Here is a 24474-nt window from a genome sequence, read left to right as displayed (position 1 = left end):
GAGGGCGGCGGGGCGGCTCAGCCGAGCAGCGTGCCCCCGGTCGCGTCGAGGAAGGCACCGGTCACCCAGCGGCCGTCCGGGGACGCCAGGAAGGCCACCACGTCGGCCACGTCCTCCGGCTCGCCGACCCGTTGGAACGCCGACAGCTGCGCCATCTGCTCCACCGCCTCGGGGATGTCGAAGACCGGGTTGCCGTTGCGGGTGATGCCCGGCGCGACGCTGTTCACGGTGATGCCACGTGGTGCCAGGTGCTTCGCGAAGTGCAGGCTGAGCTGCTCGACCGCGCCCTTGGTCATCGCGTACGCGATCTCCGAGGGGTTGGCGACCCGGGTCAGCCCGGAGGAGATGTTGACGATGCGGCCACCGGCGGCGAGGTTGCGCAGGGCGCGCTGGATGAGGAAGAACGGCGCCTTGGCGTTGACCGCGAACAGCCTGTCGAACTGCTCGGACGTGGTCTCCTCGGGTGCCACCCCGCCCATCTGGCCGGCGTTGTTGACCAGGATGTCGAGTCGGGTGTCGCCGGTGCGCTCCTTGAGGCCTTCTTCCAGGGCGAGGAACAGCTCGTGGACGTCGCCGCTGACCCCGAGTTCGGCGCGGACCGCGAAAGCGCGACCGCCGTCCTTCTCGATGGCCGCGACGACCTCCTCGGCGGCGTCGGCGCGGGCGGTGTAGTGCACCGCGACGAGGGCTCCATCGGCGGCCAGGCGCACCGCGATCGCGCGGCCGATACCCCGACTCGCACCGGTGACCAGGGCTGTCATGCCAGCCAGTCGATCCATTGTGGTTCCCTTCCTGAGGTGATCGGGCGTGGACGGCCCGAACCAGCGTTCGAGGGCCCCGGTCAGCCCGGCGGTGCCGTCGGGCACGGTCCAGGCGACGTGGCCGTCGGGCCGCACGAGCACCGGGTCCGGCAGACCAGGGGCCGCCTCGGTGGGGACCGCCTGGACGCGGTCCCGCCACCCGTGGACGGCCCGGACCAGACGGGTCTGTCGGTCGTCGTCGGACGCGGGGATCAGCAGCAGCCCTCGGCCGTCGCGCAGCAGTCGGGCCGAGGTGGTGGGGCCGGATGCGGTCCGCAGGGCGACGGGGGCCAGGCGGCCACCGAGCAGCGGTTGGTCATCCCTGTCAGCGCCGTAGCGCACGTCCAATCCGGAGATCGTGGCGGCCAGGTGCCGTCGGACCGGCTCGTAGGCAGCCAGCTCGGCGAGTACCTCCCGCACCGGCTCCACCTCGGGACCGCCGAGCAGCAGCGCCGCCTGCGCCTCGATGCCGGTGAGAACCCGGGCGGCAACCGCGTGCCGCTCGTCGTGGTAGGTCTCCAGCAGTCGATCCGGGGCCCGGCCCCGCACCACCGCGGCCAGCTTCCAGCCGAGGTTGACAGCGTCGTGCAGGCCCAGGTTCAACGCCTGTCCGCCGATCGGCATCTGCTGGTGGGCCGCGTCCCCGGCGAGCAGCACCCGGCCCCGCCGGTATCGGGCTGCCAACCGGCAGGCGTCACCGAAGGCGTTCACCCACAACGGTGTGCCACCGCTGATGTCCTCGCCGGTCACCGCCTGCCAGTCGGCACAGACATCGGCGAAGTCGGGCGCGTTCCGCCGGCCGGTGTCCCGCCGGCCGAAGACGTGCACCATCACCCGGGTCACCCCGTCGCGGGAACGCGCCGCGATCGCCAGCCCGGCCGGGAGACGCTGGAACCGGCGGTTCGGGATGTCGATGCCGGCCACGTCGGCCCGGATCATCTCCCGCGCGGTGCCGTGACCAGGGAAGTCGATCCCGGCCAGGCGGCGCACGGTGCTGTCCTCACCGTCGCAGCCGACGACGTAACGGGCGCGCACGGTCGCGGTGCCGGCGGGACCGGTGACGACGGCCTCCACCGTACCGGCCCGCTCGGTCAACCCGACGAGCTCGCGGCTCCGCGCGACGTACGCGCCGAGGTCACCGGCCCACTCCCCGAGGATCGCCTCGGTCCGGGTCTGCGGCACCTTCCACTGCCCGGGGTACGGCGTGTCCAGGTCCAGGCTCAGCGGTATGCCACTGAGGTGGCCCATCACGTCGTTGGGCAACGTGCCGAAGCGGGCCAGCAGGCCCCGGTTGTCCAGCAGCTCCATCGTGCGGGCGTGCAGGGTCGAGGCCCGGGATTCGCTGGTCGGCGCGGGCAGCCGGTCGACGACCGCCACCTCGACGCCGGCGAGCCGCAGTTCCCCGGCCAGCATGAGCCCGACCGGGCCGGCGCCGACGACGAGCACCTCGCACTCCCGTCCGGGGGTGGTCATTATCAGCGCTTCTTCTCGGCGTAATCCTTGGCGTGCCCCAGCGTCGCCCGGCTGTTCGCGCTCAGCGCCTCGCGGACGTACGTCCGGGCGTCGTCGACGGTCGCGTCCTCGCCCAGCACCCGGGCGATGGCGGCCGGGTTGAGGACGACCGTGTGCTGCGAGGAGGCGGTCACGCCCTGGTCGTCGTCGGTGAACGTCCACACGCCCGTGTGCAGGGTCATCAGCGCGGGCAGAGTCACCTGCTTGTAGGCGATCCGGTGGTACGGCAGCGTCACCCGGTACGACTTGGTGGTGTGCGTGGAGCCGTCTCGCGCCCGCGTGTCCATCTCGAGCACCTGCAGCCCGGGAGTGTCCTCGGTGAGCGTGACCCGGGCGACGTGCGGCAACCGCTGCTCCCACAACCCGGCCTCGTTGATGAAGTCGTAGACGTCCTTGGCCGAGCCGTCGACGCGGACCGTGTCCTCGAACGAGAACGACAGTCCGGCGTCGGCGACCGTCGCCTCGACGCTGGCCCGTAGCGCGGCCAGTTCGGAGCGCGAGTTACGGTCCACGGCCTCGTCGATCCAGCGCAGCGAGTCCGGCTCGTCGTCGACCGCGCGGTAGTCGTGCAGCAGTCGGATGCGGCAGCGGGTGGCGGTCAGCGGCTCGATCGTCCAGGTGCCGCCCATGGCGGCCACCGGCGGCGCCGAGATTTCCTGGCGGAATCCGATCGTCAGCCGTTCGGGGTCCAGGGTCCGGCGCGAGGTCCAGGTCTTGGCGGTGTTGTTGGCGGTCGCCCAGATCCTGATCCGCTCCGCACCGTCGCCGGCCTCCACCTGCTCGGCGTAGATGGTCGGCGGAAAGAGCCGCGGCCAGTTCCCGACCTGGGCGATCAGGTCGTAGACGGTGGACGCCGGTGCCTCGGCGACGATCTCGTGCTCTACCTGACGGGTGGTCATGTCGTCCTCCGTGGCTCAGAAGTTGCCCAGGCCGCCGCAGACGTTCAGGGCCTGGGAGGTGATCGAGGAGGCGGTGTCCGAGACCAGGTATCCGACCAGCCCGGCGACCTCCTCGGGGGTGGAGTAGCGCCCGAGCGGGATCTTCGCCTCGAACCTGCTGAGGATCGCGTCCTCGGTGGTGTCGTACGCGGCCGCGTAGCCCTGGCGCACCCGCTGGGCCATCGGGGTCTCCACGTAGCCCGGGCAGACCGCGTTGACCGTGATGCCGGTGGGCGCCAGCTCGTTTCCCAGCGCCTTGGTGAACCCGACCACCCCGTGCTTGGACGCCGAGTACGGGGCGCCGAGCACCACGCCCTGCTTACCGGCGGTGGAGGCGATGTTGATGATGCGGCCCCACGACCGGTCGCGCAGACCCCCGGTGGTGAGGACCTCCCGGGTCATCCGGAAGACGCTGGTGAGGTTCGTCTCCACGACGTCCTCCCACAGCTCGTCGGTGATGTCGGCGGTGACACCGCCACCGCTGCGCCCGGCGTTGTTGACGAGCACGTCGACCGGGCCGAAGTGGGCGACCGCAGCCCGCACGAACGCCCCTACCGACTCCCCGGAGCGCACGTCCAGCGCGCTGCCGCCGACGGTGTGACCCTGCTCGGTCAGCTGTTTGACCGTGGTGGCGACGTTCTCCGCGTTGCGGGCGCCGAGGTAGACCCGGTGGCCCCGCGCGGCCAGGCTACGGGCGATCGCGAGGCCGATACCGCTTGTCGCGCCCGAGACGAGCACGACGCGCTGCTGCTGCGACATGGTGGTTCCTTTCGCGGGCGGGTGGGTCAGGCGAGCTGGGCGTTGACGACGTCGAGCAACGCCCGTGGGGTCTCGGCCTCGACCACCACGGCGTCGTCGAGGGCGACGTGGTACTCGCGCTCGATGCGCCCGGCCGTCTCGAGCAGGGCGAGCGAGTCGTAGCCGAGCTCGATGAAGGTGTGGTCGAGGATCTCCGCGTCGAGGTCGGTGCCCTCGTCGGCGCCGGCCGCCTCGCGCAGGATGCGCCGCAGGTCGTCCAGATTGATCTGCAAGATGTCCTCCGTCGTGCGGGAGCTGGCCCGGCGGGCCGGCTCTGAGCGGGAAGAAGATCAGGAAGCGACGGCCCTGACGACCATCGCGGCGTTGAAGCCGCCGTGGCCGCGGGCGAGCACCAGGGCGGCACGCACCAGCGCCGGACGCGGTTCCCCGGTGACCAGATCGAGCCGGTACTCCGTGGCCGGCGTGACGTTGATCGTGGGCGGAATCCGGCCCTCGGCGATGGCGAGCACGGCCGTCGCCAGGTCGAGCGGTGCCGCGCCGGAGTTGAGCCGCCCGGTCATGGTCTTGGGGACGGTGACCGGGACACCCCGGGGGCCGAAGACGGCGGCGATCGCGTCCGCCTCGGCGCGATCCTCGGCCGGCAGTCCGGAGGCGTCGGCGAAGACCACGTCGATGTCGGCGGGAGCGGCCCCGGCATCGGCCAGGGCCAGGTCGATCGCGTGGCGCAGGTTCGGCCCGCGACCGCTGTCCGGCGGCGGGTCGAGCGCGGCACCGTACCCGGCGATCTCGCCGTAGATCCGGGCACCGCGCCGCCGGGCCGCGCCGAGGTCCTCGAGAATCAGCACGGCGCCACCCTCGCCGGGCACCTGCCCGCACGCGTCCGCGTCGAACGGCCGGTAGGCGCGGTCGGGATCAGCCTCGGTGCTCAGGCGGCCACCGGCGATCTGGGCCACCCACCCCCACGGGCACACCGAGGCGTCGATGCTGCCGGTGACCAGGACCGGGGTGCCGCGGCGAATCTGCCGGCGGGCGTGGGCCAGCGCGTCCAGCCCGCCCGCCTGGTCGCTCACGACCACGCCGCTGGGGCCCTTCATGCCGTTGCGGATCGAGATCTGGCCACTGTTGACCGCATAGAACCAGGCAAAGGACTGGTACGCGCTGACGTGCTGGCTGCCCTTGCTCCACAGCTTCTGCAGTTCGTTCTGACCGAACTCGAAGCCGCCGGCCGAACTGGCCGTCACCACACCCATGTCGTAGTCGTCGAACTCCTCCGGGCGGACGCCGGCGTCGGCGAGCGCCCAGTCCGTGGCGGTGAGGGCGATCCGGGTCATCCGGTCCGTCTGCGGCAGCAGTCGGCTGGGCAGGTGGTCCTCGGCGGCGTAGCCGGTGATCTGGCCGGCGAGCCGGGTCGGGTAGCGGCGTGCGTCGAACCGTTCGATGGTGCTGATCGCGTTCTCGCCCCGCAGGGTGGCGTCCCAGTGCCGCTCGGCGCCCAGACCGGTGGGCGCGGCGACGCCGAGGCCGGTGATCACCGCGGTCGCACTCATGCCCGCCCCCGATCCGGCCTGGTGAGCACCATCGCGGTCTGGAAGCCGCCGAAGCCGCTGCCGACGGTCAGGACGGTGTCGATGCGCTGGTCGCGGGCGGTCACGGGCACGTAGTCGAGGTCGCACTCCGGGTCGGGGGTGCGCAGGTTGGCCGTGGGCGGGACGACGCTGTGCTCCATGGCCAGGGTCGACGCGGCGATCTCGATGGAGCCGATGGCGCCCAGCGAATGGCCGACCATCGACTTGATCGAGCTGACCGGCGTGCGGTACGCGTGGTCGCCCAGGCTGCGCTTGAAGGCGGCCGTCTCGTGCCGGTCGTTCTGTTTGGTGCCGGAGCCGTGCGCGTTGACGTAGTCGACGGCAGTGGCGTCCAGCCGCGCCTCGTCGAGCGCCACCCGGATCGCCTCGGCCATCTCGGCGCCGTCGGGCCGCAGGCCGGTCATGTGGAACGCGTTGCACCGCGAGGCGTAGCCGGCGATCTCGGCGTAGAGGTGCGCCCGCCGCCGCCGGGCACTGCTCAGCTCCTCCAGTACGAAGATCGCCGAGCCCTCACCGAGCACGAACCCGTTACGGGTGCCGTCGAACGGGCGGGACGCGTGCTCCGGGTCGTCGTTGCGCGGTGTCGTGGCTTTGATCGCGTCGAAGCAGGCGAGCGTGATCGGTGAGATCGGCGCATCGGTCGCCCCGGCGATCATGACGTCGGCGGAGCCCTCCCGGATCAACTCGACCGCGTAGGCGACCGCGTCCAGTCCGGACGTGCAGCCGGTGGACACCACCGTGCCCGGTCCCTCGGCGCCCACCGACCAGGCCACCTCGGCGGCGAACGAGCTGGGCACGAAGTAGTTGTAGAGGTGCGGCACCGCGTACTCGTGCTCGACGAGATCCAGCCGCCCGCCGTCGCTGACCACCCGGTACTCCTTGTCGAGTCCCATCGTGGCCCCGACCGCGCTGCCCACGGTGACGCCGATCCGGTGCGGGTCGAGTTCGGACAGTTCCAGCCCGCTGTCCGTGACGGCCTCCCGCGCGGCCACCACGGCCAGTTGGGCGGCGCGGTCCATGCGGCGGATCTGCTGCGGGCTCAGGCCGTGCGCCTCCGGATCGAAGTCGATCTCGGCCGCGACCCGGGACCGGAAGGACGCCGGGTCGAAGGACGTGATTCCGCGGGTGGCCGTACGGCCCTCACTGAGCAGGCTCCAGAAGTTCTTCGTGCCGAGGCCGCCGGGCGCGAGCACGCCGATGCCGGTGATCACCACACGCCGCTGGCTCATGCCGAGGCCTCCCACCGGTAGAAGCGCGTGGCCATCGCGTCGGCCGGCGAGCGCCAGGTGGCCGGGTCGAAGGCCTGGATGTACGGCTTGAGGTCGGTGCTGATCGCGACGAACCGGGGGTCCGTCTTGGCCTCCTCGATCCGCCGGTCGCCCTCCTCGGACGCGAAGTCCTGGAGGTGGAAGTAGAGCCCGCGGTAGGTGAACAGCTGCCGTCGCCGGGTACCCATCAGATGCGGCATCTCGGTGCGGTCGAACGCGCCGAACGCCTCGGCGACGGCGTCGGAGCTGCCCGGGTCCATCCGGGCGACGATGAGCGCGCTGTACATGTCTCCTCCTGGCTGTTCCTGATGACTGCCGGCGATGCCGTGGCGGGTCATCGCGACGGGCCGAACCAGCGGTCCAGGGCCGCCGGCAGGTCACTGTGGCTGCCGGGCGCGGCCCAGGCGACGTAGCCGTCCGGCCGGACCAGCACCGCCGTACTGCCGGCGAGCCGCCGGATGTCGGCCTCCCCGGCAGGGGTCACGGTGACGATGTCGACCCGGTCCCGCCAGCCCGCGGCTCGGCGGCGCAGAGCGGCGTTGTCCTCGGTGGCCAGCAGCACGCCCCGGCCTCCGTGCAACGCGGCGGTACTGCTGGCCACGTCGCCGACGAGCGCCACGTGCGGCATCCGTGCGCCGAGCAATGGGTTGGTGCCGCCACCGACGTCGTACCGGATCTCGAGGCCGCTGACCATGCCGGCCAGATGCCGGCTGACCTCCGGGTACCTGATGAGCTCGGTGATGACATCGCGCAGCGGTTGGACCTCCGGGCCGCTGAGGAACAGCAGGCCCTGGGCCCGGGTGTTCAGCAACAGCCGTTGACCCACCGGGTGCCGCTCGTCGTGGTAGGTGTCCAGCAGGCGTTCGGGCGCGCGGCCGCGGACCACCGCGGCCAGTTTCCAGCCCAGGTTCATCGTGTCCTGGATGCTGGCGTTCATACCCTGGCCACCAGCCGGCAGGTGGATGTGCGCGGCGTCGCCGGCCAGCAGGACCCGAGCCTTGCGGTAACGCGTGACCTGCCTGGTGGCGTCGCCGAACGCGCTGACCCACACCGGTTCGCCGTGCGAGATGTCGTCGCCGGTCAGCCGTTTCCAGGCGGAGGCGACCTCGTCGTACTCGGGCGGAGCGGTACGCCGCTGCGGGGGCGCGCCGCGCTCGCAGACGATCAGTCGGGTGACGCCGCCGGGCAGCGGGCCGACCATCACCATCCCACCCGGGAGCGTCTCGCCGATCATGCGCGGGGCCAGGTCGAGGCCCTTGACGTCCGCCAGGAACATCTCCATCGTGGCCGGCGTGCCGGGGAAGTCGAACCCGGCCGCCTTACGGACCGTGCTGCGGCCGCCGTCGCAGCCCACCAGGTAGCGCGCGCTCAGCCGCTGCTCCCCGTCGGGTCCGCGGACCTGGGCCGTCACCACGTCGCCCTCGTCGGCGATCGCGGTGACCTCCCAACCTCGGCGGATGTCCGCCCCGAGCCCGACGGCCCACTCCTCGAGCACGCTCTCGGTGTGCGACTGCGGCACGGTCTTGGCAGCCTGGTGCGCGCCGTCGAGCAGCCCGAAGTCGATCGGCAGGCCGCCGAAGTGGCCCTGGTTGCTGATGTCGACGTCGCCGAAGCGGCTCAGCAGGCCGCGCTGGTCGAACACCTCCATCGTGCGTGCGGTGAACCCGAGCCCTCGGGACTCCCCGGTGCGCGCCGCGAGCCGTTCGAGGACGGTCACGGGGACCCCGGCCAGCCGCAGTTCCCCGGCCAGCATCAGCCCCGCGGGACCGGCGCCCACGACAATTACTTCGGAATCCATGCATGCTCCCTCATCGGTTGATGAATATCGGGCAAGAATGGTGAGAGCGACTATTCGTGACGCCATTTCATCGTCACCAGATTGACCGCGTGGGTCAACGGGAACATGTGCAGATAACTGCAAGGTCGCGTCGGCGAATGCAAACTGCCCCGGACCGCTCAGTCCACGACGCGGCAGATCGCGGCACCGGTCGCGATCGCGTCCCCGACGGTGGCCCGCAGATCGCGTACGACCCCGGCCCGGTGCGCGGTCACCGGCTGTTCCATCTTCATCGCCTCGAGGACGACCAGTACCTCCCCCGGCGTGACGGCCTGCCCGTCGGCCACCGCGACCTTGACGACCGTGCCCTGCATGGGCGCGGTCACCGCGTCGCCGGACCCGGCCCGGCTCGCGGGGCGGTCCTGGCCTCGCCGTACCCGGACCGCCCCGGCCGCGACCGGCGCCGTGGCGCTGACCGGTACCGCCGGCAGCGTCACCTCCAGCCGCCTGCCCTCCACCTCGACCACCACCGTCTCGCGGTCCGGCGGCTCGGCGGCCTCGACGCCGCCCGCGTACGGCGGGATGTCGTTCGCGAAATCCGTCTCGATCCACCTGGTGTGCACCGTGAACGGCCGGTCGGAGCCGGTCAGTTCGGGGGCGAAGGCCGGGTCGGCGACGACCCGACGATGGAACGGGATGACCGTGGGCAGGCCCTTCACCTCGAACTCGGCGAGCGCCCGCGCCGCCCGCTGCAGCACCTCGGCGCGCGTGCGCCCGGTGACGATCAGCTTGGCCAGCAGCGAGTCCCAGGCCGGCCCGATCACGCTGCCGGTCTCCACCCCGCTGTCCAGACGCACGCCGGGCCCGGAAGGCGGCGCGAACCGGGTGATCGTGCCCGGCGCGGGCAGGAAGTTGCGGCCCGCGTCCTCGCCGTTGATCCGGAACTCCATGGCGTGCCCGTGCGGGACCGGGTCGTCGTAGCCGAGCGACTCCCCCTCGGCGATCCGCAGTTGCTCTCGGACCAGGTCGATGCCGGTCACCTCCTCGGTCACCGGATGCTCCACCTGCAGCCGCGTGTTGACCTCGAGGAACGAGACGGCGCCGTCGGCGCCGACGAGGAACTCCACGGTGCCTGCGCCGACGTAACCGGCCTCGCGCAGGATCGCCTTCGACGACTCCCGGAGCTGCGTGACCTGCGCGTCGGTGAGGAACGGCGCCGGCGCCTCCTCGACCAGCTTCTGGTGCCGTCGCTGCAGCGAGCAGTCCCGGGTGGACACCACGACCACGCCGCCGTGCAAGTCGGCCAGACACTGGGTCTCCACGTGCCGGGGCCGGGGCAGACAACGTTCGACGAAGCACTCCCCGCGCCCGAACGCGACGACGGCCTCACGAACCGCCGACTCGTACAGCTCGGGTACCTCGTCCAGCGTGTGCGCCACCTTGAGGCCACGACCGCCGCCGCCGAAGGCCGCCTTCACCGCGATCGGCAGCCCGTGCTCGGTGGCGAACCGGAGCACGTCGTCGACGCCGGCCACCGGGCCTGGGGTGCCCGCCACCAGCGGGGCCCCGACCTGTTGCGCGACCTGCCGCGCGGTCACCTTGTCGCCGAGCCGGCGAATCGCCTCGGGAGGTGGGCCGATCCAGGTCAGCCCGGCGTCCACCACGGCCTGGGCCAAGTCCGCGTTCTCGGACAGGAACCCGTATCCGGGATGGACGGCGTCGGCGTCGCACTCCCGCGCGACGGCGAGGATCTTGTCGGCGTCGAGATAGGTGGTGGCCGGGACGTCCCCGCGCAGCACGTACGCCTCGTCGGCGCAGCGCACGTGCGGAGCGTCGCGGTCGGGGTCGGCGTAGACGGCGACCCCCGTACGGCCGGCGTCCCGGCAGGCCCGCAGCACCCGGACGGCGATCTCACCGCGATTCGCGACAAGAATCTTGCGCAGCATCGGCACAGTCCTTTCTCGGGGAATTCCGCGTCTCTGCATCGAGCAATTTACGGGCGCAGCCGAAGCGCGCATGATTGCGTCGGAAAGGGTTGGCGGTACTCTCCATAATGCTCACCCACGGGTAGCCCGTCAAGGCGGAGAAGTTCCGGCCCAAATCTGTGTCAGACCTTTGCAAAGTATGTGTTGGCCCGAAGCTGCGGTGACACTATTTCCCCGGAACGACACCGCACGACGAGGCAAGGGAGCGAGCATGCGGGTGCTTCTCGCCGAGCGGGCCGAGGCCCCCGGCATGGCCCACAGCCTGCGCCGGCAGGGGTATGACGTGCACCGCGTCACGACCGGCACCGAAACCGTACGAGATTCGCGCCGGGCCGACGTCGTCGTGCTCGACCTCGACCTGCCGGACCGGGACGGCCTGCGGCTGTGCGCGGACATCCGAGCCGCCAGCGATGTGCCCATGCTGGCGCTGAGCAGCGATCGCACCGAGGCCACCCGGGTCGGGGCGCTGCGGGCGGGCGCCGACGACTGCATCGACAAGCCGTACGGATTCCGCGAGCTGGTCGCGCGGGTGGAAGCCATCGTCCGCCGCGCCAGCGCCAGTATGAGCGGAGCCGGACCCGTTCCGCTCACCGTGCCCGATCAGCGGCTGCGTCTCGACCCGGTGACCCGGCAGGCAGGCATCGGCGACCGCGACCTCGGTCTGACCGGCAAGGAGTTCGATCTGCTGCAACTTCTGGTCGCCCGGGCCGGCACGGTCGTTCCCCGCGACGAGATCATGGCCCGGGTCTGGGCCGATCCGTGGAACCGGCGCAGTCGCACGGTCGACACACACGTCGGCAGCCTCCGACGCAAACTCGGCCACGACGACTGGATCGTCACGATGCGCGGCGTCGGCTTCCGCTTCGCCGTGCTGCGGACCGGGTAGTTACGACAGGCTCGGCGCGGGCCGTCCGGGCCTGCCCTGGTGACGCGTGCTCGTCAGAACCGGTCCCGCGTGCCCAGCAGGACGTTGTGTGCGGTACGCCGCCACGGCGCGAGTTCGGCGTCGACCTCCGGCCAACGGATGTCGTCGACACCGAGGGCCCCGTCGACCTGAGGCAGAGCCTCGATCAGCCGCATCCGCTGGTCTTCGCCCGGGTGGGTGCTCCACAGATCGGTGGTTCGCCGGCTGACCTGGCGGGCCAGCGGCACCTCAGGAGCCAGTCGCTGCTGGGCTTCGGCGGCCATGGCCTCCAGTTGCTCGGCGTCGATGCGCGGCGCGAGATGCCACAGGTCCTGCCAGATGCGGTCGGCGACCACAACCGTCTCGGAGGACCGGAGGAAGGCCGCGCTGCCGGCGACGCGGCGGGCCACCAGATCGGCCCGATATTCGGCGCGGCGGCTGTCGGGCATCGCCACGCTGTCGACGAGCAGCTGCGCGGTCGCGCCGGCGACGTTCACCAGGGCGACGATCCCATGGACGATCATCCCGAAGAGGACGACGCCGGCGCCTCCCTCCACGGCCAGCGATTCGGTCGAGTGAATGGCCCGCCGCCAGGGGTTCCGCCCTCCGGTCGCGGCTACCGCCCGGGCCCCGAACGTTCTCGCCAGCAGGGTCCTGCGTACCCGCAGTGGATCGCCGTTGGCGAGGTGTCCCAGTTCGTGGGCCAGGAGCGCAAGCCGGGCCGGCCGCGACAGCATCACCCACAGGGGAATCCCGATCACGAGCACCGACCGCTGGCGCCAGCCCAGCCGCGCCACACCGGCGTTGATGCCGAAGTCCGCACAGATCACGTCGGGAACCGGTGTGCCGGCGGCATCCGCGACCTCCCGGACCAGACGGTGCAACTGCGGGGCGTCGCGCTCGGCGATCACGCCATGCCTGGGCAGCCGCCCGATCGACGGCTTGACCAGCAGCAGGACGAGCACAGCGGGGATCGCCAGAGCCAGCCGCACCCCCGGCGGCAGGCCGCTCGCCACGACGAGCCAGACGAGGTAGCCCACCGCCGCCACGCCCAGCAGGCCCAGCGCCACGGAGACCGCCAACAGCCAGGCCTCACCCGGCGACGTCCCAGTCGGGCGCGCGTCCGGGTCGGCCAGCAGGTCCTGCTGCGTCGCCCGGTCCACCTCCAGCCCGCGCCGGAACCCCCACCGTCCGACAACCGTCGTGCCGCGCCACGGAGACAGGGCGGGGTCGTACACGTCCAGGTTCCAGAGACACGCAGGGCACCAGGCCTGCGTCACCGCATCCAGCAGGACCAGCTCGCCAGCACAGGCCGGGCACCTGGTCGGCGTCGTCGTCGTGGTCGGCACGAGGGTGGAGTGTAGAGCGCCTGATCCACTCGCCTCGGCTCGCGCCGGTCCCCATGGTCCCGCTGCCCGTCGGCAGGAGAGCGGAACGTCACGAGGGACATGTCCCCACCATAGGCGGCACCTGCGGCAATGCCAACGCCTGCGCCGAGGCCCCGCTCCTGCCACGATCGATCTCGGGTCACTCCCCCGGCGCGAGCAGCCGGTCGTCGGTGGCGTCGCGGACCGTGATCGCCTCCACCGGGCACGAGTCGGCCGCGTCGAGGATGACCTCGGCCGGGTCGACGACGTCGGCCAACGGCGCGGACAGGCCACCGACCAGGCGGAAGTGCTCGGGCGCGGTACCGGCGCAGATACTCGTGCCGATGCAGCGGCCCGCGTCCACCCCGATCCGCCAGGCGGTGCTCACCACGCCACCGGCATGCCGAGCAGACCCCGCACCAACATGCCGCGTTTCCACTCCAGCTCGGCCTCCGGTACGGCGAGCCGCAGTCCGGGCAGGCGAGTCACGAGGGTGGCGACGGCGACCTGCAACTCCATGCGGGCCAGCTGCGCGCCGACGCAGTGGTGTACGCCGTGCCCGAAGCCCAGGTGCGGATTGTGCTCGCGGCCGAAATCCAAGCGGTCCGGGTCGGCGAAGACGGTACTGTCCCGATTCGCCGAGGAGAGTGAGCCGAGAACCGGCTCACCGGCCTTGACCAGCACCCCGCCGACCTCGACGTCCTCCTTGGCGTACCGGGCGAAGGACGAACCGACACCCAGCGGCACGTACCGCAACAACTCCTCGACCGCGGCCGGCACCAGCGACGGATCGGTCCGGAGCCGAGCGAGCTGGTCCGGATTGTGCAGCAGGACGTAGACGAAGTTGGGGATCTGGGTCACCGTGGTCTCGTGGCCGGCCGCGAGCAGACCCCCGGCCAACTCCACCAGCTCGGTCTCGCTGAGCCGATCCTGATTCTCGTCGCGGGCCCGCACCAACGCACCGAGCAGGTCGTCGATCCCCGGGTCGCGGCGGCGCTCGGCGACCAGACCACCGATGTAGCCCCAGAGACTGTTCAGGTATTCCTGGATCGTCTCCATCGGCAGCGACGTGGTCGAGACGATCGCCTCCGACCAGGTGTGGAAACGGTCGCGGTCGGCGTACGGGACCCCGAGCAGCTCGCAGATCACCCGGATCGGCAGCGGCGTGGCGACATGCTCCACCAGGTCGGCCGGTGGCCCGAGCTGGACCATGTCGTCCACCAGCGCGTTCGCGATCTCCTGCGCCCGGGGTCGTAGCGCCTCCACCCGACGTGCCGTGAACGCCTTCGCCACCAGTCGGCGCAGCCGGGTGTGGTCGGGCGGGTCCATGGTCAGCATGCCGCTGTACTGCTGGCGCGGGGTGAGCCTGGGCTCGTCGCGCTGGACGGCCGGGGCCCGACCGAACCGCACGTCCCCGAGGACCGTACGGACGTCCTCGTACCGGGTCGCGAGCCACGCCTCCTCGCCGTAGGGAAGCTTGACCCGGGTCATCGGCTCTTTCTCGCGCAGCTCGCCGTAGGTGGGATCGACGACGAGGCGGTCCGGCACACTGAACGGGTACGCCCGTGCGGGCGGAACGGTTCGACTCTCGGTGGTCTGCACGCTCTCCGTCATCCGGCTTCCCTTCGTCGAGGCGGCGCGATCCACAGGCCCGTGCCCGGTTCGTGGCGACGTCGGATCGCCGGCGTCCGGGGCCCGCCACCAGCACCTATTGACGCTCAGTAATTCAGCCATGTCGGATAGTAGCGATCGTCGTCGATGATCGCCAGGGCGGCCGCCCTGTCCGGGTCCGCCTCGCCCGAACTCCGTCATGAGATCGAAAAGATGAGCCGTTAACCTCCCGGCCAGGAGGTGTTCGTGGCAGCTACCGGCGCGGTGTGTCCCGAATTCAGCACAACCTGGTTGCCATCGGGCCAATACCTCAGCCTGGACTCCGGTCGGGTGCCGGACGAGGTCCTCGCCGCTGAGCGGCTGCCGGGTGTGCACCTGGTCCACGTAGCTTCGGACGTGCTCACGTCCCCCGCAGCGTTGGCCGCGCTGATGGCACAGCCGCCAGCGGTCGTCGCGCAGATGGTGGAAGCGCCGTCGGCGGCGACCGTGGCCGGTCTCGACCTGGCCGGAGCGATCGCCCGAGCGGACGCGCTCGGTCTGCCCGTGCGCCTGCCCGCCGCTGCGGTCGCCGATAGCGACAGCGATCGGGTCGTTCCGATCGATCGCCAGGGTCACCGCGCCGCTCCGGGCACTGCGCAGTACGTACTGGTGACACCGGCTCGTCATCTCGTCACCGACCATCCGGCGGCCCTGCCGACGAACGTAGCAACGCCGTACCCTGTCGCGGCGGTCAGCACCGATACGACCACCCTCGACGACGCCGTGGTGCCGACGTCGCCCGATTGGTCCGACGGGCTGGCGGGCGTAGCCGCGACGCTCGCCTGGGAGGCGATCCGACCGACCACGGCGGGTGAGGGCCTGACGGCGGCCTGGGCGTCACTACACCCGTCCGATGACGGTCAACGTCCGCCAGCGCGGCGGCGGTACCGGGAACGCAGGGCAGTTCGGATAGCCCGGACGGAGCTGACGCTCCTACTCAACGCGCATCTGGAGACGTTGCAGGAGGTCGGCCTGGCCGGACCGGACACCGCAGGGCGGGTGGTCGAGGTCCCCGCCGGCTCGGTACCGCCGCTGCTCCGGACACAGGCCCCGGAAGACCCGGCAGGTCTCTCCGAGCGCGGCTGGGAGGTCCTGCGCTCGGCGGGAGTGGAGGCACTTGTCGCGCGGACGTCGACCCCGGAGCCGTCGGTGTCCCGGCTGGCACGATGGATGGCCACTGTGGAGCCTTCGGCAACAACCGCACCGATGAGCGCCCCGGACCGCCTGGTCGCCGCCCTCGCCGTCTTCGCCGTCCTGCACGGTCGGGTCGCGAACGGGCACATCCCCGCCGACTTCCTCGTTCGGCCCGATCCGACCGGGCTGGCGACCGCGTTGAACGGCACGTTCACTCCGGTGGCTGACGCCGGGTCGATCTATCGGGCGGTCCACCGGGTGTCGGGATCGAGCGCCCTGTTTCGGGTGCCGGACGAGCCGGACCGGGTGTTCTGGCTGGTCAACGAGGACCGCGATGGCGTGATCGTGCCCCGGTACGTCGACCTCGGCGTGGCCGGACCGATGCTCCGGCCCGCCGCTGCCGTGGGCGTGGGTGCGGACGCCTGGGCCCAGGCACTGGCCACGCCGGGCACGCACGTGCTGCTGCTGAATCCGGAGGGCCGGCCGACCACCCCCGAGGCACTGCTGACTGTCCCACCGGGCAGGCACGGTGCGCTCGAACCAGGAGGGCTTCCTGACCGGGGCGGCCGGCCGGCGCAGGCTCAACTCGATCCGGTCCGCCTCGACCGACGACCGGCCGGAATGGCGACCACCTCGCGTCCTGGTCTGCCGGCTCGCGCGTTCGCCGATGGCATGCCGGCGCTGGGCCGCCCCCACCTCACACCGACACCGCCGGTCCGAGCGCCGGCCGCCGTCGACGAGGTCGCCACCGCGCCGATCGACCTGGTCGGTGCGCAGGTGGGCACGGTCTCCGACGGCGCACCGCCCGGGCCCAACCCGATCTGGTCGTCGGTCGAGAAGGTCGACGCGGAGACGGCGGTCAGGGTCCGGAAGGTCATCGCGCGCATCCCGCAGTTGCTCAGCACCCCGGCCACGCCTGCCGATCCGGAGGCCTGGTCCACGGCACTGACGAGGGCGGCCACCGACGCGTTGACGAGACTCGGACTGCGCGTGGCGGAGAATGACCCGCTGCTGCGGGCGTTGGGTGAGCAGCCGGCCACCTTCCTGCACTCCCACCGCGCGTTCGACCTCCAGGTCGCGGGGAGATCCTGGTGGCGCCGGAAGCAGTACCGAACGGTCTGGGTCGAGTTGGTGCCCACGCCGGTGATCACTGACGAGGTTCGTCGAGAGCAGGGCAACCAGATGACCCAGTCCCGCCGGGACCGGGTGACCAGCGACCGGAACCGCCAGTCTCGACAGCGTGGGCTGTGGCACGCGACGGTGCCGTTCGAGGTGGCTGGGGTTCCCGTGTCGGTGTCGGCCGGCGTCTTCGACGCCCGGCCCAGCCAGAGTGGCGGCACGTCGGGCACCGCCGTCGACTACCAGGTGGTGTACGGAGACTCCGAGGCCTACCTGACAGCGGCCGGAGTGACTCTCCGGCTACGGCTGGATCAGCCGACCGCGACGCCGGTCGACGAGGATCTCGGGCCCCACTGGTTCCGGATCACCAGGAGATTCGCGCTGATGGAACTCGCGGATCAGGACGCCTCGACGCTCACCCTGGATGACGGCGGCCGGGCGTTGTTGTCGTCGAACCGGTTCCCGTTGCAGGTGGTGGGCGACGGCAACGCCGCGCAGCACGCGGTCGACCTGTTGCACGACGTACCGGTGGTCGAGCCGGGCAGCAGGACGCGGCAGGCGGTCCGCGACAAGTGGTCCCCGTCCGAACTGATCCGGCTGCTCATCGGCACCAGGGCACCGCAGACCGTGGCGAGCCGGGAGTGGATCGGTATGCCTGCCGCCGCCGCTGGCCTGGCCGCGAAGCCTCGCCTGGCCTCGATGCGCCTGGTCGGCACACCGGACGGCGACGCCCGACTGCGACAACAGCCCACGTTCCTCGCCGAGTCCAACGGAACCAGCGAGACGACCTCCGGTCTACGCCTGCGGCCGGCGATCGGAATCCGGCTTCCCTTCACACGGGTGAACGTGGCGCCCGCGACGTTCACCCGTGCCAGCACCGCCACCACCGTCTCGTCGCTGATGACCAACGCCCGGGTGGGACAGGAACTCACGGTTCCGACGGTGTTGGTCGAGACCAGCTACGACATGACACTCTCCCGGGCCACGTACCGGGCTGGACTCCGCTTCTGGGTCACCCGTGGGAAGACGCCCCCGAGCCAGACGCTGACCGTCACAGCGCTCGAAGAGGTGCCCGCCGGCGTGTACCGGGCGGTTACCGCCGCAACGCCCACCTCCGTCGCCGAGGGTGTGGCGACAGCGGACCGTATGCCCGCGGCCGATCCGAGCGTCCTCGCGGGGGCGCAGCGACCGGACACACAGATGATCGCCCGGCTGCGGACCATGGTGGAGCGTAGCGAGATCCGGCACCTGCAGAAATACATGTGGGAGGGCGGCCGCCTACGGACCGGCCAAGCCACCATCTTCGGCGCCGAGATGATCGCAGACCGCGTCGGGGGGGAGATACGGCGGATCCTCGCGCTGCCCGAGAACGCCGACGTACGTGCCGTGCTGCCGGACTGGAGCGCGCCGCGCACCAAGAAGGCGATCATCCAGCAGGTGATGGACGCCCTGGTCAACGAGGAGAGCCTCGCCGTTGAAGGTGGACAGAGTCGCCTCGCCGCCGAGTTCCTCAGCCTCACCGCCGGCCAGGTCGTGATCCGACTGGAGTTGCCGAAGAGCAGTCGGCGACTCAATCTGACCCTGATGATCCGGGCAGAACGGGTCCGGCCGGACGACGAGCCGGAATACCTCGGCGTGCGGGATGAGAACCGTACCGCCCAGGATCCTGCCGAGGAGCACCTCGACACGATCGTGGAGGAGTCGGCGGACGCGAAGATCGCAACGGAGACGCCCAGGCCGACCCCGCCGTCGCGGAGCGTGCTCCACCGGGCGCGCAAGCTTCCCCAGACCCCGGTACGCCGACGTTACGCCATGGAGGCCGGAACCCGTGTCGGCACGGAGATGTCCACGAGTCTCGGCCCGGACCTCGACGTCCGGGCCGCCCGGGTCGTCCACTCGGGTGTCCGCGCTCGATACGTGCGACATCGCCGAATTCAACTGGGCAGCGGCAGCGAGGAGGTGTGGCTGGATCTGGGCGACAACGCGCAGGCCCTCTTCGCCGACGAACTCCGGTTCACCGTCGAGCTGCACGCGCTCGACGAGGCGACCGGCGCGCTCCGGAACCTGTGGCGCCGATCGAGGGACAGCACGCCCGGCACGCGGTCACTGGTCCAGGGTGATCTGGGGACCTTCCAGCAGTGGCTGGCGTTCACCGTCTCCAAGGATCTGACGCTGGGCGTCGACCAACTCCACCTGGCCACGGAGCCTTCGCTACCGACGCCGGCGATCAGCGATTTCACGCTGGCACCGCAGGAACTGGCCGGCCAGCTCGCCGACCTGCACGTGGATGGTCACCGCGTCCTCGACTGGGACAGTGTCTCCTACGTACACGGTTCCGAGGAACTGGTGCTGGCGATCCAGCAAGCCGTTGTGGAAGCTCGCCGGCTGATGGTCGAGGACGGCGCGTACGAGCGGGGCACCCGCGTAGGCGTCATCACGCCGGGCAGTCAGTCGCACCTGCAGCTGTACCGGCAGATCAACCCGGACCGGTTGGCGGCCATCCTGCCCAGCATCTCCCGCCGGGCGATCCGTCTGCACGACCTCGGCGAGATCATCGGAAGCCCGACGGTCCACGGCGCGGTCTTTCTCCAGGCGGTCGTCGACCAGGCCCGCCCGGGTCCTCTGGGCGTGGTGAACCACGGTGGCGAGCACAGTGTCACCGGTCTGACCAGTGTCAGCGCGTCCCGTATGACAGGGGGTGCACTCGCCGCCTCCACCGGCGTGGGCGGCAGTGGGGAGGTGGGCACCAGTTCCCTCGGAGGCCAGGCGGTCCGGCGACTGACCAAGCGGCGTACCCACGCCAAGGCGGTGGCGTTCAGCGCCGGGGTGGAACGCGTCGACTCGTGGGACCCCGGGGCCGGATTGGCGGTGCCGCTGGTGGCGCGGGTCCGGTTCGTCGTGCATGCCGTGCTGATCAACCCGCAGGCGATCGGGCCGTCGAAGCGGTACGCGGCCAGCCGCCTGATCGTCGGCGGTGCCGCGCACGGCCTGGTCATGGAGGACAACGCCCGACACAGCGGCGTTCTCGACCGGCCGCGAACGGCTACCGCCAGCGAACCGGCACTGCGGGCGCCGCTGTTGGCGAACAGCGTGTTCCAACCACCATTCACCCTGCCCGCGGGCCCACTTCCGGTGCCGCCCCGCAACCTCGGTGCGGGCCGGAACGTGGACCTTCCGCCGCTGGGCGCCACGATCATCAGATGGCTACGCGGGCTTCATCTCCCGCAGTTCGTCGAGTGGGGCGACGGGCTCCGGGTCATCCAGGACGACGAGGCCGGCCTGACGAACACCTCGGCGGTGTTGGACGAGACGAGCGTCGAATTCATGGCCGGCCACTGGGGAGCGGCCACCGACGGCTCCATCTCCGTCCTGCTCACCTACCCGGGCGTGGTCGGCCGCGACCACGTGCAGGTGCTGGTGCAGGTGCTGGCGTCGGATGACGACGGGTCGGTGACCGAGCCGTCGGTCCACCGGGTCCTGGCGAATCAGCGAAATCACGAGATGGACGTGGCCGGCGCCTACACGCACAGCAAGCTGGCCACCGTCGCCCACAGCCGGACCGACCTGTACGGATTTCAGCCTGGGGGCCAGGGTGGAAGAGAGGGCGAGCGGAGCGGCACGGGCGACGTCGGCGGGTGGAGTGGTGCCTCGACCAGCGTGAACCAGATCGAGTCCCGCACCGACCAGCATCTGACCATCGTCGAACTGGTCGGTCCGTGGGCCGAGCTACGTCAACGGGTCACCATCGAGCTTCGCGCCTATCACGCCGGCAAGCAGTTGGGCGTACTCCGGATCGGGCATGACCTGAAGGTCGAGAAGTTCGCCAGCCACCTGACAACGATGGCCGCACCGCAGTGGCCGCTGCCGGATCCCACCATCGTGGCCCTGCCGCGCGCACCCGCACAGGCGGAACTGCTGCGCTGGCAGGCAGGGACGGCGGTGCTGATCCCCGGGGAACGCACCCCGATGACGCTTCCGGAGCAGTACCAGGTGGTCGATTTCCGCGGGGCGGCTCTGACTCAGGCCGCGGCGGCGCGGGCACTGCACCTCGCCGGCGCCCCCGGCCGGGTGACCAGGCTCGGTGGGAGCACCGCTCATCAGCTGGTCACCGCGCTCGGACAGACCGCGCTGTGGGGAATGACCCGTCGGCGGATCGCCAACCCCATCGAGATCCCGATCGAGGATCCGCACATCGCCGGGAGCCGCCTGACTCTCACGGTCTACAGCCGGGTCGGTCACGCCCGCCTCGCACACGTCGTCCCGCCGTACTACCGCGACGTACGACGCTTCCGGGTCAGCATGGACGGCGTCAGCGACGCCACGAACCGGGTGGATTCCATCGCGGTCGCCGGAGCCGGCGCCCACCAGTTCGGCGCCGTGCAGGATGAGGCAGCCGAGGTCGGCACGAACACCCAGGACTCGGCGCCCAGACAGACGCCGACCGACAGGGAGCGGGTGGCCGAGGCGTTCGGAGCCGCCGACGTGCGGAATCCGACGTCGTACCGGATGGGCGGTGAGGCGGCGTGGTGGAGTGGCGGGCCGGCGGGGTCGTCTGCCGGCGCGGCGCACGGCGGCTCCAGCGAGACCGTCCTGTCGTACGGGCCTCCACCGGGCGCGCTGGTCGAGTGGACCGAGGAGATCGTCGTCGTGGCGAAGGTTCCGCACGCCTGGGGCGACAGCTACGCTGCGGTGAAGGTCACCCTGCCCGAGTCGACGCAGGTGCTGATGGATCTGCTGGACGCCGCCCGGCACCTCGGTGTCGGTGACGACGCCACGGTGCTGGCCCGGCTGTCCCAGGCGAACTCGGCCGCGCTCGCCGTGCATGAGGCGTTCCAGCATTGGCAGCAGGTCAGCCGTGAGCTGGAGTTGGAACGACTCGACCCGGAGGTGGAGCGGCGACGCGACACCGGGCAGATCGGGCCCGCGACGGCACCCGCGTGGCCCTCCGAGGAGGAGGTCGCGGACGGCCACAACACCACCGCTGGGGCCCGGTACGTGCGGGCCCAGCGCGAGTGGTACGCACGGAAGCTGACGTTGGACAGTATCGTGGCCGAGCTGGCCGGCTTGGTTCCCGACATGCTGCCGACGGTCGCCGTCGACGCGGGCGTCGACGCGGGCGCTGAGCAGGTCACCGACGCGACGGTGGCACGGCACGCGCTGGATGTCGTCGAGGCCGCCCCGCTCGCCGCGCCCCGGTGGTCGCTGCGGCTCCCCCACACCGTCACCAGGCATGGCGACTTCTACGTCATCTCCGAGCATGGTGGGAAGGCGTCGCCATCGCTGCTCGCGGAACTGGAGGGCGCCGCCACCGGAGAACGCCCGGTGATTCTGCTGGACGGTCCACAGATCGGCCGGCCCGCGCTCGCCTCCGGGCTGGCCATCCTGAACAACCTCCTGGAGCAGCTCGCCCAACGTGACCTGCTACCGCTCGTGGTCACCCTCGCCTCGATCGACTCGGTGCTCGGCGTGGTGGAGAGGTACGGCGCCGCGGTGCTGCACCCGACGCTGGAAAAGACCGGAGACGTCGACGTTCATCTCGACTACCGGTGGAAGGCCACGACCGTACGGCCCGACGGCCAGACCGTCACGTCAGGTGAGATCTGGCCGGGTATCTCCGCCGCTGCCCTGGATGCCGCAGGCGCACTGGCCCGCCCCACGGACGCCGTCGCCCGGGTCGACGACGACCTCGGCGAGCTGGTCTGGGCGGCCGATCTACGGGCGAGCCGCGACGTCTTCGGCCGGCTGCGGGAGCGCTGGTCGGCGGAGCAGATGGCCGCCAACCGCGCGCACGTCGAGCGGATGGTCCAACGGGTGCCTGATCAGCCGGCGCTGGGTGTGTTCGTTCCCGTCCTGGATCTCGGCGTATCGGGTCACGCCGACATCGCCTTCGACTACGCCGCCGCCACCGAGGCGGATCGCCCAGCCACGCTGCTCGGCTCGGTAGGGCGGCTGGAGGCCGCTGGGCAGTTCGCGACCTCGGGCGATGGCGGCCTGAGCACCGCCCGGCTGACCGCGATGGTCACCGCGGTCGGGGGTGAACCGGACGCTGTGTCGGTGACCGTCCATCTGCTCGAACTGATCAACGACATCAAGACCGGGCAGTTCGAAGACGCGCAGAAGTTCATCGAGACCAACAGGGGCAGAATCAGCGTGGACCAGAAGGCTCAGTGGGTCAATGCCATCGCCGACCTGCAGCTCGTCCTGCCCGCACATCACCTGCCGCACCTGAAGCTCCTGTCCGAGGCTGTCTACAACTGCCCTCCGCGGGGATCCGCTGTGCACGCGGCCTGAGCTCCGTGACCTGCCGTGCGTTCGCTGCCGAGCTCACGTCTGCCACGCGCTGGTCCGCTCGGGTACGGGCTGTGGACAGCGTCCGGTGACCTCGGTCCTGGCCGAGGACGCACGACCGCAGTTGCCGGAACTCGTACGGATGCTCGATCGTGGTCGGCGGCGCAAACTCCACGGGATCGCGGCGTGCTCGCCCGACGTCCACCAGCGACGGCAGGCGTACGGCGGGGTGGTGCTAACGGTCCAGCCACGGCGCTGCCGGCTGACAGGGGTCGACGGCTTGCGGTCGGGACGACTCGGGCAGGCCCAGGGGTGCGAGGGTGGCTTTGAAGTTGTCCTGCCAGCTGTAATCCAGGTAGTCGGTGATCACCTTGCTGATCGCCCTGCACAGCCGTGGCATGTTGTTCGGTATACCGACGGCGTATCTCTCCTGCCCGTACCCCAGGCAGATCGGTGGTTGCACGCCTACCGCCCGCGCGTATCCGGCGAGGACCGAACGGTCACCCGACACCGCATCAACCCTGGCGCTCGTGAATTTGCTGACACACTCGGCGATGGACTGCGCCTCGACCGGATTCCAGTTGATCTGCTTCAGTTTCCACAAGGTGGTCGAGCCCTTGATGGCACACACCTTGCCAATTGGGATTTCCGCGATGTTCTCGGCATCGCTCCGGCTCAGAAAGCCTTGAGTGTCGACGAAGTAGGGGCCGGCAAAGTCGATCACCTGGGCCCGAGCCGGAGTCATGGAGAAATTGGAGATCACGAGCTTGACAGGCTCCTGGAGCGGACCCTGGTCAGAAGCACGCCACTTTCCGCGTAGCGCGTTGATCCGGTTGTCCAGGGTGCCCAGGTCCACCCACGTGAGGTGTGCGTCCTCGAAATGCGACTGGATCTCGTTGGCCAGGGCGACATCGAACCCGGTCCGGGCGTTGCCTTCGGTGTGCCAGCCCTCGTACTGGAACGCGGTGTAACCGCTACGGACCTCACCGGACAGGTAGTCGAACGGGTCGGGCTCCCGTTGAAACCACCAGTACGCGGCACTGAGGACGAGGGCACCTGCGGTGAAGTAGACAGCGACCTTCATCCTCCACGACTTGCCACGTGGCCTGCGGAGGGCGGGGGTCTTGAAGGCGCCCCGGTCGACCAGGATCGTCACCACGATCGCCGCGATGTTGATCGGAACGCTGATGATGGCCGCGGCATTTGCACCCCACGCCTCTTTCTGGAACAGCAACACGCAGATTCCCACTGAAGCCAGGGCGACGGGAAGCAGCCAGAAGAGTTGCCTGCTGAGAGCGCGTTTCACATTGCTGTCAGTCGGGTGTGTTGAAGGTGCGGCGTTGTTGGCGGGTGGCGGGTTCGCCTCGGGTGAGACGGCGGAGCATGC

At 70.8% G+C, this 24474-nt stretch carries 15 protein-coding genes; 2 read left to right on the top strand and 13 right to left on the bottom strand.

The genetic code is table 11. The features are described from left to right. Positions 1-17: 17 nt before the first annotated feature. From ACGFH9_RS27195 to ACGFH9_RS27155, 9 genes are all read right to left on the bottom strand, one after another. Complete coding sequence (locus tag ACGFH9_RS27195; RefSeq protein WP_393224614.1) at positions 18-2273, bottom strand: SDR family oxidoreductase; 2256 nt, start codon at positions 2271-2273, stop codon at positions 18-20. Between the two features lie 2 nt (positions 2274-2275). Beyond that, on the bottom strand, positions 2276-3211 hold the full coding sequence (locus tag ACGFH9_RS27190; RefSeq protein ID WP_393224612.1) for an aromatase/cyclase: 936 nt from the start codon (positions 3209-3211) through the stop codon (positions 2276-2278). Between the two features lie 15 nt (positions 3212-3226). Further along, positions 3227-4009, bottom strand: coding sequence for a 3-oxoacyl-ACP reductase FabG (gene fabG / locus ACGFH9_RS27185; RefSeq protein ID WP_393224609.1), 783 nt, complete (start codon positions 4007-4009; stop codon positions 3227-3229). A 26-nt stretch (positions 4010-4035) separates the two neighbouring features. Then, complete coding sequence (locus ACGFH9_RS27180) at positions 4036-4281, bottom strand: acyl carrier protein (protein WP_393224606.1); 246 nt, start codon at positions 4279-4281, stop codon at positions 4036-4038. A gap of 57 nt (positions 4282-4338) precedes the next feature. Then, positions 4339-5556, bottom strand: coding sequence for a ketosynthase chain-length factor (locus ACGFH9_RS27175; RefSeq protein ID WP_393224604.1), 1218 nt, complete (start codon positions 5554-5556; stop codon positions 4339-4341). Next, entirely contained in the window at positions 5553-6824 is a 1272-nt protein-coding gene (locus ACGFH9_RS27170) for a beta-ketoacyl-[acyl-carrier-protein] synthase family protein (protein ID WP_393224601.1), read from the bottom strand. Before ACGFH9_RS27170 ends, ACGFH9_RS27175 begins: the two co-directional genes overlap by 4 nt. Next, entirely contained in the window at positions 6821-7150 is a 330-nt protein-coding gene (locus ACGFH9_RS27165; RefSeq protein ID WP_393224598.1) for a TcmI family type II polyketide cyclase, read from the bottom strand. Before ACGFH9_RS27165 ends, ACGFH9_RS27170 begins: the two co-directional genes overlap by 4 nt. Before the next feature lie 47 nt (positions 7151-7197). Then, positions 7198-8661 carry an FAD-dependent monooxygenase gene (locus ACGFH9_RS27160; RefSeq protein ID WP_393224595.1) on the bottom strand — a complete coding sequence of 488 codons (1464 nt, stop codon included), beginning with the start codon at positions 8659-8661 and terminating at the stop codon, positions 7198-7200. Positions 8662-8819: 158 nt separating this feature from the next. Beyond that, on the bottom strand, positions 8820-10583 hold the full coding sequence (locus tag ACGFH9_RS27155; protein ID WP_393224693.1) for an acetyl/propionyl/methylcrotonyl-CoA carboxylase subunit alpha: 1764 nt from the start codon (positions 10581-10583) through the stop codon (positions 8820-8822). 253 nt (positions 10584-10836) lie between these two features. On the opposite strand from ACGFH9_RS27155, the gene ACGFH9_RS27150 reads away from it, so the two are divergent. Continuing rightward, complete coding sequence (locus ACGFH9_RS27150) at positions 10837-11511, top strand: response regulator transcription factor (protein ID WP_393224592.1); 675 nt, start codon at positions 10837-10839, stop codon at positions 11509-11511. A 53-nt stretch (positions 11512-11564) separates the two neighbouring features. Here ACGFH9_RS27150 and ACGFH9_RS27145 read toward each other — a convergent pair whose 3' ends face one another. The 3 genes from ACGFH9_RS27145 to ACGFH9_RS27135 all read right to left on the bottom strand — a co-directional run bounded on the left by ACGFH9_RS27145 (position 11565) and on the right by ACGFH9_RS27135 (position 14510). After that, positions 11565-12878: a M48 family metallopeptidase gene (locus tag ACGFH9_RS27145; RefSeq protein ID WP_393224589.1), complete on the bottom strand. Its 1314-nt coding sequence runs from the start codon at positions 12876-12878 to the stop codon at positions 11565-11567. 178 nt (positions 12879-13056) lie between these two features. Then, positions 13057-13284: a ferredoxin gene (locus ACGFH9_RS27140; protein ID WP_393224586.1), complete on the bottom strand. Its 228-nt coding sequence runs from the start codon at positions 13282-13284 to the stop codon at positions 13057-13059. After that, complete coding sequence (locus tag ACGFH9_RS27135) at positions 13281-14510, bottom strand: cytochrome P450 (RefSeq protein WP_393224583.1); 1230 nt, start codon at positions 14508-14510, stop codon at positions 13281-13283. The genes ACGFH9_RS27140 and ACGFH9_RS27135 overlap by 4 nt, the downstream gene beginning before the upstream one ends. A 243-nt stretch (positions 14511-14753) precedes the next feature. Between ACGFH9_RS27135 and ACGFH9_RS27130 the strand changes: the two genes are divergently transcribed. Beyond that, complete coding sequence (locus ACGFH9_RS27130) at positions 14754-23090, top strand: hypothetical protein (protein ID WP_393224580.1); 8337 nt, start codon at positions 14754-14756, stop codon at positions 23088-23090. 232 nt (positions 23091-23322) lie between these two features. On the opposite strand, the gene ACGFH9_RS27125 is transcribed toward ACGFH9_RS27130, so the two are convergent. Then, on the bottom strand, positions 23323-24474 hold a 1152-nt coding region (locus ACGFH9_RS27125; protein WP_393224578.1), incomplete at its 5' end, for a transporter substrate-binding domain-containing protein.

The sequence above is a fragment of the Micromonospora sp. NPDC049102 genome, assembly GCF_043197485.1.
GTDB lineage: Bacteria > Actinomycetota > Actinomycetes > Mycobacteriales > Micromonosporaceae > Micromonospora.
This window is presented reverse-complemented; position numbering and strand designations above follow the sequence as displayed.